This is a genomic window from Bradyrhizobium sp. USDA 10063, from assembly GCF_054063735.1.
Genome location: NZ_JBSSGP010000002.1, coordinates 8,986,080 through 9,000,868, shown reverse-complemented (window position 1 = coordinate 9,000,868; position 14,789 = coordinate 8,986,080). Strand labels below are relative to the sequence as shown.

Below are 14,789 nucleotides of genomic sequence, written 5' to 3'. Positions count from 1 at the left end.
ACGGGCGGCACCATAGAGGACCTGCGCACCGGTGTCTCCCCTCACACCTGCATCGCACTCAGACCTCATCCTGAGGAGACCGCGCAGCGGTCGTCTCGAAGGATGGGCCGCGGGCGCCAGCGGGGCCTCATGGTTCGAGACGCGCTACGCGCTCCTCACCATGAGGGATAGCCTGCCAACCCCGTTTTCCGACCTCATCCTGAGGAGCCGCGCAGCGGCGTCTCGAAGGATGGGCCGCGGGCGAGATCGGGGCCTCATGGTTCGAGACGCGCTACGCGCTCCTCACCATGAGGGGTTGGCTACTCAGTTCGTTGCTGTCAGGCGGGGCGGCTCATCACCCGAAGCATCGGTCTGCGCTATCAGACGCTTGAGTTCGGGAATGCATGAGCCGCAATTGGTGCCGGCGTTGAGCTTCGCGCCGATCTCGGCCGGAGAAGTCGCGCCGGCGGCGATCGCGTCGCAGATCGTGGCGCGGCCGACGCCGAAGCAGGCGCAGACGATCGGGCCGGCATTGGCGAGGCCGTCGGCCGATTTGCCCGAGAGCAGCATGCGGCGCTGCTCGTCACCGAGCGCATCGGCGGCGAACAGACTCTTCACCACGTTCCAGTCGCCGGCATCATCAGCGGGGCCGATGAACAGACAGGTCTCGATATGGCCAGCGCTGAAGGAGGCGCCGCGATAGATGCCGCCGCCGAAATCCTTGTATTCGGCGAGATCGCCTTCGGTGTGCATCCGGAGCCAAAGCTGCCAGCCCAACAGGTCGGCATTGTCAGCGAACAGGTAACCGTGACCGCCATTGACCGCAACGTGTGCGACCCAGGCATGAGCAGGCAATTGCAGAGGCTGGCGCGACAAGGCAAAACCGCGGAACACGTATTCGTAGGGCGCGATCGACGCGGGCGTCGCCTTGTTCTCGGGCTGGCCGGAGAACGGATCGGTGAAGGGCGCGACCAGCGAGCCGACGCGGGCGCCGGTCGCGGTGGCCTCGCTCCAGTGGATCGGCGCGAACAGCATGCCGCGCTGCTGGCGCTCGCTGACGACGACGCGCAGCGTGCATTGCCCGTAGTCGGTGGTGACGCGAGCAAAGCTGCCGTCGGTGACACCGTAGCGCAGCGCATCGTCCGGATGCACCTCGACGAACGGCTCGGGCAGATGCTGGCCGAGCCTCGGGCTCGCGCCGGTACGCGTCATCGTGTGCCACTGGTCTCGGATGCGGCCGGTGTTGAGCCGCAACGGCCGCGCCGGCGTGGTCTCGCTCCGCAGCGCTGGAATCTCCGGCGCGATGAAGCGCGCCTTGCGATCGTTGGCGAAGAAGCCGCCTTCGGCGAAGAAGCGTGGCTGCGGCGACGCCTCCTGCCGCACAGGCCATTGCACTGGCGCCATTGCGTCAAAAGCTTCGTCCGACAGCGACGTCAGCGCGCCGATATCGAAATCTCTGATGCCGTTGTTCTCGAACGCCGACAGAGCCGCGTGCTCACGGAAGACATCCGCCGCGGACTTGAAGTCGAACGCCGCGCCAAAGCCGAGGCGCCTCGCGACCTCGCAAAGTATCCACCAGTCCGGCTGCGCCTCACCCGGAGACTCCAGGAAGGCGCGCTGGCGCGAGATGCGGCGCTCGGAATTGGTGACCGTTCCGGATTTCTCGCCCCACGCCTGCGCCGGGAACAGCACATGCGGGCCTGTGGCGACGGTGTCGTTGGAGAGCACGTTCTCCGACACCACGAACAATTCGAGCTTCTTCAGCGCCTCGCGTGCGGCGTCGGCGTTCGGCAGTGACACCGCCGGGTTGGTGCCCATCACCCACAACGCCTTGATCTCGCCGCGCCCGATCGCCTCAAACATCTGCACGGCCTTCAGGCCCTCGTGCGTGGCGATGCGCGGCGCCTTCCAGAATCTGCGGACGCGGTCGATATCCGGCGGCGTGAACACCATGTGCGCCGCGAGCTGATTGGCGAGCCCGCCGACTTCGCGCCCGCCCATGGCATTGGGTTGTCCCGTCAGCGAGAACGGCGAGGCGCCGATCTTGCCGATGCGGCCGGTGCCGAGGTGGCAGTTCAGGATGGCGTTGACCTTGTCGGTGCCCTGCGCCGACTGGTTGACGCCTTGCGAATACAAGGTGACCACGCGCGGCGTGTTGGCGAACAGCTTGAAGAAGGCCGCGACGTCCTGTTCCGACAGACCGGTGGCGAGCGCAGTGGCGCCGACACTGCCGGCCATGCCGCGGGCGCGCGCAAGCGCCTCATCGAAGCCGCTCGTGTGGCTCTCGATATAACCGTGGTCGAGCGCGCCGGCGTCAGCGAGATGCACCAGCAGGCCGCAGAACAGCGCAGTGTCGGTACCGGGCTTCAAGCCGAGGAACAGATCGGCGTCGCCAGCGGTATCGGTGCGGCGCGGATCGATCACCACGATGCGCGCGCCGCGCTGCTGCTTGCCCGCGAGCATGCGCTGGAACAGCACCGGATGGCACCAGGCGGCGTTGGAGCCGACCAGCACCAAGAGGTCGGCCTGTTCGAGATCCTCGTAACAGCCGGGTACGGTGTCGGCGCCGAAGGCGCGGCGGTGGCCGGCCACCGAGGACGACATGCACAGCCGCGAATTGGTATCGACATTGGCGCTGCCGATGAAGCCCTTCATCAGCTTGTTGGCGACGTAATAATCCTCCGTCAGCAACTGGCCCGAGAGATAGAACGCGACCGCGCCGGGGCCGTCGCGCGCGATGATGTGCTTGAAGCGATGCGCGACATGGTCGAGCGCGTCGCTCCAGGCGATGCGCTCCATCCCCTTGTCGCAGCGGATCATCGGATGGAGCAGCCGGTTCGCCAGCCCCAGCGTCTCGCCGAGCGCGGAGCCCTTCGAGCACAGCCGTCCGAAATTGGCGGGATGATCGGGATCGCCGGCTATCGCGGCGCCGCCCTTGCCGTCAGGCGTCGCCAGCACGCCGCAGCCGACGCCGCAATAGGCGCAGGTGGTCTTGACGGCATGGAGGGCGGGATCGGCGCTCATGCCGCCTCGGCCAGCGAACGACCGAACATCATGTCGCCTCGAATCTTCGCGACCGGCCTGCCGCTGCGGATCAGGTCGAGATACCAGAGCGCATCGGTGGTGTCGCCGATCAACACCGCGCCGGTCAGCAGCCCGTCGGAGATTACCAGCTTCTTGTAGGTGCCGTGGTTAACGTCGGTGAACACGATGCTCTCGCTGCCTTCGGCGCCGATGAAATCGCCGGCGGAAAACACGCTGACACCGGACACTTTCAAATTGGTTGCCACGATGCTGCCGGCATAGGCGACATCCTGCCCGGCAAGATGCCGCGCCAACGCGCGCGCCTGCTCATAGGCCGGCTCGACCAGGCCGTAGCAGATGCCGCGGTGCTCGGCGCATTCGCCGATCGCGAACACGCCTTCCGCGCTGGTCTGCAAGCCATCGTCAACCACGATGCCGCGATTGACGGCAATGCCGGCTTCCTTTGCCAGCGCGATGTTCGGCCGGATACCGGCGGCGAAGATCACGGCGTCCGCCTCGATCAGCCGTCCATCCGCAAGCGCGACGCCTTCGACGCGATCTTGCCCGTGAATGCGCGCGGTGCTGGCCTCGAGCAGGATCTCGATGCCCTTGCTCTCGACCAGCGATTTCAGGAGCGCACCTGCCGGTGCGTCGAGTTGGCGCTCCATCAGCCGGTCCATCAGGTGCACCAGCGTCACCGGCGCCCCGGCCTTCGCAAGCCCATAGGCGGCCTCAAGCCCGAGCAATCCGCCGCCGATCACGACCACCCGCGTCTTGCGCGCGGCGAGCGCGAGCAACAGGTCGACGTCGCGGCTGTCGCGGAACGTATGCACGCCGGCAAGATCGGCGCCCGGCACGTTCAGTCGCAGCGCCGAGGAGCCGGTGGTCAAGACCAGCTTCGAGTACGCGATGCTCTCTTCGCCCGCAATCTTCAGCTCGCGGCGGCCGACGTCGATCTCGGTGGCGATGCAGCCATATTTCAGCGTGACGCCGCGGTCGCGCCACCACGATGCCGGCTGCAGCTCGATATCCTCCGAGGTGGTCTCGCCGGCGAGGACCGAGGACAGCAGCACGCGGTTATAGGCCAGCCGCGGCTCGCTGCCGATCACCGCGATGGCGTAGCGCCCGAGCGCCACCTTCGACAACTCATCGACCAGGCGCGCAGCCGCCATCCCGTTGCCGACAATGACCAGCGGTTCGCTCACTTCACCTCTCCCGCTTGCGGGAGAAGTCGCTGCGCCCTTGGCGCAGCGGGTGAGGGCTCTCTCCCCTCAGGGAATCCCAATGCGGAAGCACCCTCACCCCAACCCTCTCCCGCAAGCGGGAGGGGGGGCGCAGCATTCGTCGCGGATGCAGTCCGGCCTGATTTCATCACGCCGCCTCGACGAAGCGATGCCGCTCGTAGAGGAATTCGAGCACCCGCTGCCGGCACTTGAGGTAGCCGGCGCTGGTCGCGAGTTCGAGCCGCTTGCGAGGCCGCGCCAGCGGCACGTCCAGCACCTCGCCGATCCGCGCGCTCGGGCCATTGGTCATCATGACGATGCGGTCCGATAGAAGCACGGCCTCGTCGACGTCGTGGGTGATCATCAGGATGGTGTTGCCGAGCTTCTGGTGCAGCGCCATCACTGAATCCTGCAGATGCGCGCGGGTCAGCGCGTCGAGCGCGCCGAAGGGCTCGTCGAGCAGCAGCACCTTCGGCTCCATGGCGAGCGCGCGGGCGATGCCGACGCGCTGCTTCATGCCGCCGGAGATTTCGTTGGGGCGTTTGTCCTTGGCATGCGCCATCTGCACGAGGTTGAGATTGTGCATCACCCAGGCGTCGCGCTCCGCCCGCGTCTTGGTCTTGGCGAACACCTTGTCGACACCAAGCTTGACGTTCTCGTAGACCGTCAGCCACGGCAGCAGGCTGTGGTTCTGGAACACCACCGCGCGATCCGGACCGGGCGAGTTGACCTCGCGGTTCTCCAAGAGCACGCCGCCATTGGTGGCGCCGGTCAGGCCAGCCACGATGTTGAGCAGCGTGGACTTGCCGCAGCCGGAATGGCCGATGATAGAGACGTATTCGCCCTTGTTGATCGTCAGGTTGATGTCCTTCAACACTTCGGTCGTGGCATTGCCGCGGGTGAAGGTCTTGTCGATGTGGTCGAGCTTCAGATAGGCCTGCATGACATTTCCCTTCAGTTCACGGCGGTGCCGTGGGTCACGAACTTCGCCAGTCCCGCGATCAGGCGGTCGAGCACGAAGCCGATGATGCCGACATAGAACAGCGCCAGGATGATTTCGCTGATGTGCGAGGAATTCCAGGCGTCCCAGATGAAGAAGCCGATGCCGACGCCGCCGATCAGCATTTCTGCTGCGACGATCGCAAGCCAGGACAGGCCGATGCCGATGCGCAGGCCCGTGAAGATGTAAGGCGCAGCCGCCGGGATCATGATCTTGGCGAAGAACTCCAGCGGATTGAGCTGCACCACCGCGGCGACGTTGCGGTAATCCTGCGGGATATTCCGGATGCCGACCGCGGTGTTGATGATGATCGGCCATACCGAGGTGATGAAGATCACGAAGATCGCCGACGGCTGGCCGTCGCGGAACGCGGCGAGCGACAGCGGCAGCCAGGCGAGCGGCGGAATGGTGCGCAAGACCTGGAACAAGGGATCTAGCCCGCGCATCGCCCATACCGATTGTCCGACCAGCGTGCCGAGCGCGACGCCGACGACCGCGGCAATCGAATAGCCGTAGGCGACGCGCTGCAGGCTCGCCGACAGATGCCAGAACAGGCCCTTGTCGATGCCGCCATTGTCGAAGAACGGATCGAAGATCAGTTCCCTGGTGTCGCTGAACACGCGCGAAGGCGGCGGCAGCGTCGAGCCGGCGCGCCGGCAGATCAGCTCCCAGACCACGAGCAGGAGCGCGACGACGATCAGCGGCGGCACCACGCGCGCCGCAGCTTCCCTCGCCATCTTGACGTATTTCTCGGACTGCGGCGCACGCTTCGGCGTCATGGTCACGACCGGCGCCGAGGCGACCGGAAGCGCCGTCGACACGGCGGCGTCGGTTTTCACTGCAGGCATAGACATCGAAAATCTCTCTCCGTGTTCAGGTGGCAGGCCACGCGCAGACGGGCGCGGAGCTGCGCGGATCAGACGTCAACACGCTTGATGGACAGCGACTTCAGATAGGCCGACGGATTCTCGGGATCGAACACCTTGCCGTCGAAGAAGGTCTCCTTGCCGCGCGAGGTCGAGGTCGGAATTTCGGACGCGGGCACGCCCATTTCCTTGGCTGCCTCGCGCCACATATCTTCGCGATTGACCTTGGCGATCAGCGCCTTGGTGTCGAAGCCCGCTTCATATTTGCCCCAGCGGATGTCTTCCGTGAGGAACCAGAGATCGTGGCTCTGGAACGGATAGGACGCGAAATCGCGCCAATATTTCATGATGTGCGGCGAGTTCTCGACCACCTTGCCGGGGATGCCATAGTCGAACTTGCCGGCGCTGCGGTCATAGACGTCCTCGACCGGGCAATTCATCCATTGCCGTTTGCCCATGATCGAAGCGAGTTCCTGCTTGTTCTCCGCCTTGTCGGACCATTGCTGGGCTTCCATCACCGCCATCAGCAGCGCCTTGGCGGCTTTCGGATATTTGTCGACGAAGGCCGCGCGCATGCCGAACGACTTTTCCGGATGCTTGTTCCAGATTTCCCCGGTGGTGACGGCGGTGTAGCCGATGCGCTGGTGGATCAACTGCAAATTCCAGGGCTCGCCGACGCAAAAGCAATCCATGGTGCCGACCTTCATGTTGGCGACCATCTGCGGCGGCGGGACAACGATGGTCTCGATGTCCTTGTCGGGATCGATGCCGCCCGCCGCGAGCCAATAGCGGATCCAGAGATCATGGGTGCCGCCCGGGAAGGTCATGGCCGCCTTCACGGCCTTGCCGGAGGCCTTCTTCTTTTCCAGCGCCGCCTTGAACGGCGTCGCATCGACGCCGAGTTTGAGATCGGCATATTCGCCGGCGACCGAGATGCACTGGCTGTCGAGATTGAGCCGCGCCAGGATGTACATCGGCGTCGGCTGGTTGTTCTGCGTCACCTTGCCGGCGGAGATCAGGTAGGGCATCGGGGTGAGGATATGCGCGCCATCGATGCCGTTGCCTTCGGAGCCGAGCACGAGATTGTCACGTGTCGTGCCCCATGAGGCCTGCTTCTGCACGTCGACATCGGGCATGCCGTATTTGGCGAAGATGCCCTTGTCCTTGGCGACGAACAGCGGACCGGCGTCGCTGAGCGCGATGAAGCCGAGCTTGGCGCCCTTCACCTCGGGGCCTGCGCCTTGTGCGAACGCGCCGGCCGGGAAATTCAATTTCGCCGCGGCCAGCAATGCGGCCGTTCCGCTTGCCGCCTTCAAAATCTGGCGGCGGCTGACGCCATGGCGGGAGGTCTCTTTGGTCGGCTTCGTCATAGGTGCAAATGTCCTTTGCGTCTGAATGCCCGTCCGCTTGTGGCACTGCCCCGAAAGCGCACGGGGTCGCGTTCTGGGGAGGCCCCAGTCTGGCGGTGTCACAATTCGGATGATTGGTTTCGAGGGACGGCTTCAATGGCGTCGCAGCATGGCCATTCAAGCTTCGTGCCAAGCCGATATTTTGGAAAAATTCTAAGAAATAGAATGAGTTGCGAGTCGCATCAGTCAGCGCAGCTCGCCCGGTTCCGCCGCCAAAGTTTGCGATTCGCTCAATCTTTGTGCGTCGCACAAGAATTGAGCAGACCACTAGGCCCCCTCTCCCGCTTGCGGGAGAGGGCCGGGGTGAGAGCGCCTCCACGATGGGACCATCCGTGGGGAAAGAGCCCCCACCCGGCGCTGGCGCGCCGACCTCCCCCGCAAGCGGGAGAGGTCAGAGTGAGCTCGCGGGACGACCGACGGGACCAACTACTAAGCGTTTTCGGCGACCTCCTCGACCTTCACACCGAGCGGCGCCGGCGGGGTTCCCTCGCCGGGCTTGATGCGGAAGTCGTAGGTCATCAGGTGCCACGGCTCGCTGGTCTTCGTGCCGTCGGGCATGACAGGATCGGTGCGCTTCTCGATCCTGGCGACCAGCTCGTCCTTGACGCCGAACACCACGTCGGAGTCGAGATATTTGTCGCCCTCCATGAAGACGTGGGTGATCAGCGGCTCATAGCCCTGGGCCGCGACCAGGAAATGGATATGCGCGGGCCGCATCGGATGACGACGCGTCTGCATGATCATCTCGCCGACCGGGCCGTCGGTCGGGATCGGATAGCTGCAGGGCAGGATGGTGCGGAAATGGAAACGGCCATCATCGCCGGTGATGAAGCGCGCCCGCGACGACGGACCCTGCGTCGCATAGCTCGGCTTCTGTGAATCGTAGAAGCCATCGTCGTCGGCATGCCAGACGTCGACCGGCGCGCCCGCGACCGGCTTGCCGTCGAGATCGGTGACGCGGGCCTGCACGTACAGCCGCTCGCCCGGCAGCGTTGCCGAGATATCAGTGCCATGCGGCGTCACCTTGTGCTCGCCGACATAGAACGGACCGAGCACCGTGGTCTCGGTGGCGCCGTCGCGGTCACGGTGGTTGACGGCATCGACCAGCATGGAGACGCCGAGCACGTCGGAGAGCAGGATGAACTCCTGGCGGATGTCGGTGCATTTGTGACCGGTACGGGTCAGGAAATCGATCGCATATTCCCATTCCTCGAACGTGAGGTCGGTGCGGCGGACATAGTCGTGCAGCGACTTCACCAATTCCTGAAGCAGGAATTTGGCCCGCGGGCTCGGCGTTTCCTCGAAACTCTGGATGACGGCAGCGGTCAGTTCGGTGTCGTTGAATTGAGGCATTGTTTCCGTCCCTTGCGAAATCGGTATCGCTTGGCTTCAGCCTACACGACGGCCCACGGCGGGGTAAGCGCCGGGTGATTGGAACACTGGACACTTTTCGGCTATCAAGGCCTGTCTCAGAACCGGAGAAGAGCGATGCTAGCCCCCACCCCCGCTTCCCCCGAATCCGCCGGCATGTCACAGGCGGCGCTCGACCGCCTCGAAGACCATCTGAAGCGGCGCTACATCGAGGCCGGCCGCTTTCCGGGCACCCAGCTTCTGGTCTATCGCCGCGGCAAGGTGGTGCATTCGACCGTGCAGGGCTTTGCCGATGTCGAGCGCAAGGTGCCGGTGAAGGACGACACCATCTACCGCATCTACTCCATGACCAAGCCGATCACTTCGGTCGCCTTCATGATGCTGGTGGAGGAAGGCCGCGTCGCGCTCGACGAGCCCGTGCACAAATATATCCCGGAATGGAAGAACCTCGGCGTGTTCCAGGCCGGCACCGCGCCGGCATTCCTGACCAGGCCGCTGTCGCGGCCGATGCTGATCGTCGACCTGCTGCGGCACACGTCGGGGCTCACCTACGGCTTCCAGCAGCGCTCCAATGTCGATGCCGCCTATCGCGAGAAGAAGATCGGCGAGGTCGTCAAGGCCGGCACGCTCGACAGCATGATCGAGGACCTCGCCAAGATCCCGCTGGAATTCTCGCCGGGCGAAGCCTGGAATTACTCGGTCGCCACCGACGTGATCGGCTATCTCGTCGGCAAGATCAGCGGCATCCCGTTCGAGCAGTTCCTGAAGGAGCGCATCTTCAACCCGCTCGGCATGAACGATACCGATTTCTTCGTGCCGGCAGACAAGGCGCATCGTCTCGCGGCCTGCTATTCCGCCGACCCGCAAGGCGGCATGACGTTCCACGCCGCCGACCGCAAGGGCGGGCTGACGCTGCAGGACGACCCAACCACCAGCTCGTTCCTTTCGCCGCCCTCGCTGATCTCTGGCGGCGGCGGATTGTGCTCGACGACCGCCGACTATCTCACCTTCTGCCGCGCGCTGCTCAATGGCGGCGAACTCGGCGGCGTGCGGCTGATCGGGCCGAAGACACTGAAGCTGATGACGTCGAACCACCTGCCCGGCAATGTCGACCTGCCGGCGCTGTCGCGCTCGCTGTTCTCGGAGGCGGCCTATAACGGCATCGGCTTCGGCCTCGGCTTTGCCGTGACCATGAACCCGGCGCAGACGCTGATCGCCGGCAGCCCCGGCGAATACAATTGGGGCGGCGCTGCAACCACGTCATTCTGGATCGACCCGGCGGAAGAGCTGATCACGATCTTCATGACGCAGGTGCTTCCCTCCAGCGCCTACCCGCTCCGGCGCGAGCTGCGCACGATGGTCTACGCCGCGATCACCGACAGCAATCTCTGACATCAGGAGATTCCGCGGCGCAGATTCTCGGCGCCGCGGAGTGGATCAAGGCTATTTCAGCATCTCCGGAACGATCAGGCGCGGCAGAAACAGCGACACGCCCGGCCAGATGATGAGCGACGCCAGCACGATCAGCATCGGCACCAGCATGATCACGGTGTCCTTCAGAGCATAGCGCAGCCGGACGCCGGCAACGGCGCAGGCGATCATCAGGCATAATCCATATGGCGGCGTCACCAGCCCGAACGCCAGCGAGACGATCGAGATGATCGCAAACTGCACCGGATGCAGATCGACCGATCTTGCCAGCGGCTCCAGAACGGTGCCGACGATCACGATTGCCGGAATCGCGTCAAGGAAGCAGCCCACGACAAGGAAGCAGAAGGAGATGAAGAAGCCAGCCGCAATCGGCCCCATGCCCCAGGTCGAGACGTTGGCCAGCAGTTCCTGCGGGATCCTGTAATAGGCCAGCAGCCAGCCGAATGCGCTGGCGGTGCCGACGCAAAACAGCGCGACTGCGGCCAGACGCCCGGTGTCGAGCAGCGCCTTGTACAATTCGCGCCGGCCAGTCTCGCGGTAGAAGAACGTCGACAGCGCCATGGAATAGAGCACCGCGATGCAAGCGGACTCGGTTGCCGTGAACCAGCCGAGCAGAATGCCGCCCACGATGATGAACGGCGTCGTCAATGCCGGCAACGACCGCCAGACGGCGCGTGCGAAATCCGCCCAGCCGTCCTTCGGATAGGTCGGATAGCCGCGGCGCACCGCATAGACATGCACGGTCAGCATCTGCGCGCCCGCGATCAATAGTCCGGGCACGATGCCCGCCAGATACATCGCGGCGATCGAGGTGGAGATCAGCCCGCCCCACACGATCATCAGGATCGACGGCGGGATGACGACGGCAAGCACCGCCGAGACCGCCGTAATCGCAATGGAGAAGGAGAGGTCGTACCCCTCCTTGGTCTGGGCATCGATGAAGATTTTCGACTGGCTCGCCGCATCCGCGGTCGAAGAACCCGAGATACCGGCAAAGAACACCGACAGCACGACGTTGATCTGCGCCAGCGATCCCGGCCAATGCCCAACCATCGAGCGGGACAGCGCAACCAGCCGGTCCGTGATGCCGCCGATGCTCATCAGGTTCGCGGTCAAAAGGAAAAACGGCACCGCGAGCAGGATGAACGAGTTGTAGGCGTTGAAGGTCTCCTGGGCCAGCGTCATCGCCGACAGGCGCGGCTCGATCAGAAGGATGGGCAGACAGGCAAGGCCGAGCGCGAAAGCGACCGGCACGCGCACGATCAACAGGGCGATGAAGCCGCCAAACAAGATCAGAGCGGCCTGTCCGGCGGAAAGGATGTTTCCGCTCATCGCGCGGCTCCAAACAGGATGCGCGCCTCATCGATGATCTGCTCGCCGGCGAACACGATCCAGGTGACGCCCGCCACCGGCCAGGCAACGTGAATGAGCCAGAGCGGCAACTCCGCCAATTCCGATGTCCTGTTCCAGGCAAACTGCGTGAACTCGAACCCCGCCCATACAAACACGAGCGCCAGCCCCAGGATGCCCAGACGCGCAAGGATCCGCACCGCGGCCTCGGCCCGTCGCGGCAGGTCCGGCCACACGTCGACCTCGAAATGCAGCGCCTCCCTGACACCGACCATCGCGCCGATCATGATGGTCCAGATGAACAGGAACCGCGCCATCTCCTCGGTCCAGATATAGGACGGGATGAACGGCGTGTAGCGCGAGATCACCTGCAGCGTGACAGGGACGATCAGGATGCCGACACACGCCGCCAGCAGGATTTCCAGCAGTTTCGCGTAGCCGGCCGTGACGCGACGCCACAAGCTTGGCCTGGTTGTCAGCGGCATTCCGGTCATTGGCCCCCCCCCGCGGTCTCAGTCGTGCCCGCGGCAAGCAACGAGGCTTGCCCCGACATCTCATTCAATGGCTTGGCGGCTTACGCGACGTTGATTTTTTCAAAGATGCCTTCGGCACCGATTTCCTTCGCGTAGGTCGCGATCACGGGATCAGCAAGCTTCTTCATGGCGTCGCGTTCCTCGAACGGTATGCGCTTCAGCTTGCCTGCCTTCTCCAACGCATCGAGCTTGACGACTTCTTCGCTCGATTCGAGCTGCCGGCCGAAATCGCCGGCCTCCTTGCCAGCCTTGAAGATCGCGTCCTGCAGCTCCTTGGGCAGGGTCTTGAGCGTCTTCACGGAGAAACAGATCGGCCGGATCGACACCGCATGCTGCGTCAGGCTGAGGTGTGGCGCGACTTCGTAGAACTTCATCGCCTCGACCCCTGCCGCCTCGTTCTCGCCGGCCGCGATCACGCCGTTCTGGATCGCATTGTAGACCTCATTATAGGCGATGACCGTCGGGCTCATGCCGGCGGCAGCGAACGTCTTCGACCATATCGGCGCGCCTTGCACGCGGATCTTGAGACCCTTGATGTCGGCAAGCGTCTTCAGCGGCTTGTTGGCGAAGATGTTGCGGACGCCGCCGCCTGCGTAGCCGACCAGAACAACCTCGGCCTTCTTCGACACTTCATCGGCGATCGGCGCCAGGATATTCTGTTCAACGACCTTGTTCATGTGCTCGATGCCCTTGAACACGAAGGGAGCATCGATGAAGGGCGCGGCCTTGGCGAAGGTCGACATGTGGGCCGGCGAGACGATCGCGTAGTCGACGGCCTTGCCCTGCGACATGTATTCGAAATACTGCTTTTCGAGGCCCAGCGACGAGTTCTTGTGCAGCGTGAAATTGACCGGCTTGCCGTAGTATTTCTGCACAAGCTCCTGGAATCGCACCAGCGCCTTGGTGAACGCGTGATCGTCATTGAACTGCACCGCGCCATTCAGCGAGACGGGCGTTTGTCCTCTGAGAATTGACGGCGTGCCGAATGTGCCGACAACGGCCGTAGCGCCAAGTCCGGCGAGCACGGATCTTCGCTTCATCGTCTCCCTCCCTGTGATGCCCCGCCCCTGTTAACCGGGGTCGTGGGTGCCGCCGACGATGCGGCGGCGATCTCGAAGCGTATGCAAAAGAATGCGGCGATGGAAGCGAGACCTGGAGCGCGCCCAATCCAGCCCAATGTTCCGCCCCACCGACCCGCTTCGCTCGAAAGCGGGTTCGCCTGCGACGTTTTGGCACGCAAGTTGCTACGAATGGACGAAACCTATGGGGAACACGCCATGTCGACCATGACAGCAACGGCCGCCACTGAAGCCCGCAAGCCGCTATATGCGTCCCTCTTTGTCCAGGTGCTTGCCGCGCTGATCCTCGGCATCGCGCTGGGTGTGACCGTTCCCGACTTCGCGATCGGGCTGAAGATCTTCAGCGACGCATTCCTCAAGCTGATCTCGATGATCGTGGCGCCGATCGTGTTTTGCGTGGTCGTGCACGGCATTGCCGGCGCCGGCGATCTCAAGAAGGTCGGTCGCGTCGGCGTCAAGGCGCTGGTCTATTTCGAGGTGATGACGACGATCGCACTCGTCGTCGGCCTGCTGCTGGCCTATCTGTTCGGGCCCGGCCATGGCATGAACATCGACACCGCAACGCTCGATGCCAAGGCGCTCAACACCTATGCCGACAACGCCCACAAGCTGCAGGGCGGCGGTATCGGTGCTTTCCTCTTGAACATCATTCCGACCACCTCCTTCGACGCGCTGTCGCGCAACGACGTGCTGCAGGTGCTGTTCTTCGCGGTGATCTTCGGCGTCAGCCTGGCGCTGGTCGGCGGCGAAAAGGGCGAGAAGGTCACCTCCATGATCGACGCGGTGTCGGCGGTGCTGTTCCGCGCGATGGGGCTGATCGTGCGCGTGGCGCCGCTCGGCGTGCTTGGCGCAGTAGCCTATACGGTCGGCAAATACGGCGTCGGCTCGCTCAAGCAACTGGTGTCGCTGGTCGCGCTGTTCTACGTTTCGGTTGCGATCTTCGTGTTCGGCGTGCTCGGCGGCGTGATGGCCCTGGCCGGCATCAACATCCTCAAATTCCTGGGCTACATGCGCGAGGAATTGACGATCGTGCTTGCCACCGCCTCTTCGGACGCGGTGCTGCCGCAGATCATGCGCAAGCTGGAGCGATTGGGCGTCAAGGACTCCGTCGTCGGGCTCGTGATCCCGACCGGCTATTCGTTCAACCTCGACGCCTTTTCGATCTATCTCACGCTGGCCGTGGTGTTCATCGCGCAGGCGACCAACACACCGCTGTCGTTCGGCGATCTCCTGCTGGTGCTCGGCATATCCCTGATCACGTCGAAGGGTGCGCACGGCGTGCCGGGCTCGGCGATCGTGATCCTGGCGGCGACGCTGAACGCGGTGCCGACCATTCCCGCCATCGGCCTCGTGCTGGTGCTGTCGGTCGACTGGTTCATCGGGATGGCGCGCGCGCTCGGCAACCTGATCGGCAACTGCGTTGCGACGGTCGTGGTGGCGGCGTGGGAGGGCGATCTCGACCGCGTGAAAGCGCGCCACGTACTTGATGGCGCCGAAGTGGTCGATGTGACGGCGGGCTGATCG

General features: G+C 64.1%; 11 protein-coding genes. 2 read left to right on the top strand and 9 right to left on the bottom strand.

The features are described from left to right. Positions 1–303: 303 nt before the first annotated feature. The 6 genes from ACVJGD_RS43925 to ACVJGD_RS43900 form a co-directional block, all read right to left on the bottom strand. Positions 304–3,003 carry a nitrate reductase gene (locus tag ACVJGD_RS43925; protein ID WP_456639909.1) on the bottom strand — a complete coding sequence of 900 codons (2,700 nt, stop codon included), beginning with the start codon at positions 3,001–3,003 and terminating at the stop codon, positions 304–306. Further along, positions 3,000–4,208 (bottom strand): NAD(P)/FAD-dependent oxidoreductase, encoded by a 1,209-nt coding sequence (locus tag ACVJGD_RS43920; RefSeq protein WP_456639908.1) that lies wholly within the window; start codon positions 4,206–4,208, stop codon positions 3,000–3,002. Before ACVJGD_RS43920 ends, ACVJGD_RS43925 begins: the two co-directional genes overlap by 4 nt. 166 nt (positions 4,209–4,374) lie before the next feature. Further along, positions 4,375–5,169, bottom strand: coding sequence for an ABC transporter ATP-binding protein (locus tag ACVJGD_RS43915; RefSeq protein WP_456639907.1), 795 nt, complete (start codon positions 5,167–5,169; stop codon positions 4,375–4,377). Positions 5,170–5,180: 11 nt separating this feature from the next. Then, positions 5,181–6,080 (bottom strand): nitrate ABC transporter permease, encoded by a 900-nt coding sequence (ntrB, locus tag ACVJGD_RS43910; RefSeq protein ID WP_456639906.1) that lies wholly within the window; start codon positions 6,078–6,080, stop codon positions 5,181–5,183. 62 nt (positions 6,081–6,142) lie between these two features. Further along, a complete protein-coding gene (locus tag ACVJGD_RS43905) occupies positions 6,143–7,462 on the bottom strand; it encodes an ABC transporter substrate-binding protein (RefSeq protein WP_456639905.1) in 1,320 nt (439 codons plus the stop codon). A gap of 468 nt (positions 7,463–7,930) precedes the next feature. After that, a complete protein-coding gene (locus ACVJGD_RS43900; protein ID WP_456639904.1) occupies positions 7,931–8,854 on the bottom strand; it encodes an intradiol ring-cleavage dioxygenase in 924 nt (307 codons plus the stop codon). A gap of 135 nt (positions 8,855–8,989) precedes the next feature. On the opposite strand from ACVJGD_RS43900, the gene ACVJGD_RS43895 reads away from it, so the two are divergent. Then, the gene (locus tag ACVJGD_RS43895; RefSeq protein WP_456639903.1) at positions 8,990–10,264 is read left to right on the top strand and encodes a serine hydrolase domain-containing protein; all 1,275 of its coding nucleotides are present in this window, start codon (positions 8,990–8,992) and stop codon (positions 10,262–10,264) included. A 51-nt stretch (positions 10,265–10,315) separates the two neighbouring features. Here the strand turns inward: ACVJGD_RS43895 and ACVJGD_RS43890 are convergent, their stop codons facing one another. From ACVJGD_RS43890 to ACVJGD_RS43880, 3 genes are all read right to left on the bottom strand, one after another. Beyond that, a complete protein-coding gene (locus ACVJGD_RS43890; RefSeq protein WP_456639902.1) occupies positions 10,316–11,635 on the bottom strand; it encodes a TRAP transporter large permease in 1,320 nt (439 codons plus the stop codon). Continuing rightward, positions 11,632–12,147: a TRAP transporter small permease gene (locus ACVJGD_RS43885; protein ID WP_456639901.1), complete on the bottom strand. Its 516-nt coding sequence runs from the start codon at positions 12,145–12,147 to the stop codon at positions 11,632–11,634. Before ACVJGD_RS43885 ends, ACVJGD_RS43890 begins: the two co-directional genes overlap by 4 nt. Positions 12,148–12,227: 80 nt before the next feature. Continuing rightward, on the bottom strand, positions 12,228–13,226 hold the full coding sequence (locus tag ACVJGD_RS43880; RefSeq protein WP_456639900.1) for a TRAP transporter substrate-binding protein: 999 nt from the start codon (positions 13,224–13,226) through the stop codon (positions 12,228–12,230). 237 nt (positions 13,227–13,463) lie between these two features. On the opposite strand from ACVJGD_RS43880, the gene ACVJGD_RS43875 reads away from it, so the two are divergent. Next, complete coding sequence (locus ACVJGD_RS43875) at positions 13,464–14,786, top strand: dicarboxylate/amino acid:cation symporter (protein WP_456639899.1); 1,323 nt, start codon at positions 13,464–13,466, stop codon at positions 14,784–14,786. Positions 14,787–14,789 lie beyond the last annotated feature (3 nt).

What these genes read in the sequence shown, in the direction of transcription:
- ACVJGD_RS43925 (WP_456639909.1), bottom strand. Translation starts at nt 3,003, where the DNA reads ATGAGCGCCGATCCCGCCCTCCATGCCGTCAAGACCACCTGCGCCTAT.
- ACVJGD_RS43915 (WP_456639907.1), bottom strand. Translation starts at nt 5,169, where the DNA reads ATGCAGGCCTATCTGAAGCTCGACCACATCGACAAGACCTTCACCCGC.
- ntrB (WP_456639906.1), bottom strand. Translation starts at nt 6,080, where the DNA reads ATGTCTATGCCTGCAGTGAAAACCGACGCCGCCGTGTCGACGGCGCTT.
- ACVJGD_RS43905 (WP_456639905.1), bottom strand. Translation starts at nt 7,462, where the DNA reads ATGACGAAGCCGACCAAAGAGACCTCCCGCCATGGCGTCAGCCGCCGC.
- ACVJGD_RS43900 (WP_456639904.1), bottom strand. Translation starts at nt 8,854, where the DNA reads ATGCCTCAATTCAACGACACCGAACTGACCGCTGCCGTCATCCAGAGT.
- ACVJGD_RS43895 (WP_456639903.1), top strand. Translation starts at nt 8,990, where the DNA reads ATGCTAGCCCCCACCCCCGCTTCCCCCGAATCCGCCGGCATGTCACAG.
- ACVJGD_RS43890 (WP_456639902.1), bottom strand. Translation starts at nt 11,635, where the DNA reads ATGAGCGGAAACATCCTTTCCGCCGGACAGGCCGCTCTGATCTTGTTT.
- ACVJGD_RS43885 (WP_456639901.1), bottom strand. Translation starts at nt 12,147, where the DNA reads ATGACCGGAATGCCGCTGACAACCAGGCCAAGCTTGTGGCGTCGCGTC.
- ACVJGD_RS43880 (WP_456639900.1), bottom strand. Translation starts at nt 13,226, where the DNA reads ATGAAGCGAAGATCCGTGCTCGCCGGACTTGGCGCTACGGCCGTTGTC.
- ACVJGD_RS43875 (WP_456639899.1), top strand. Translation starts at nt 13,464, where the DNA reads ATGTCGACCATGACAGCAACGGCCGCCACTGAAGCCCGCAAGCCGCTA.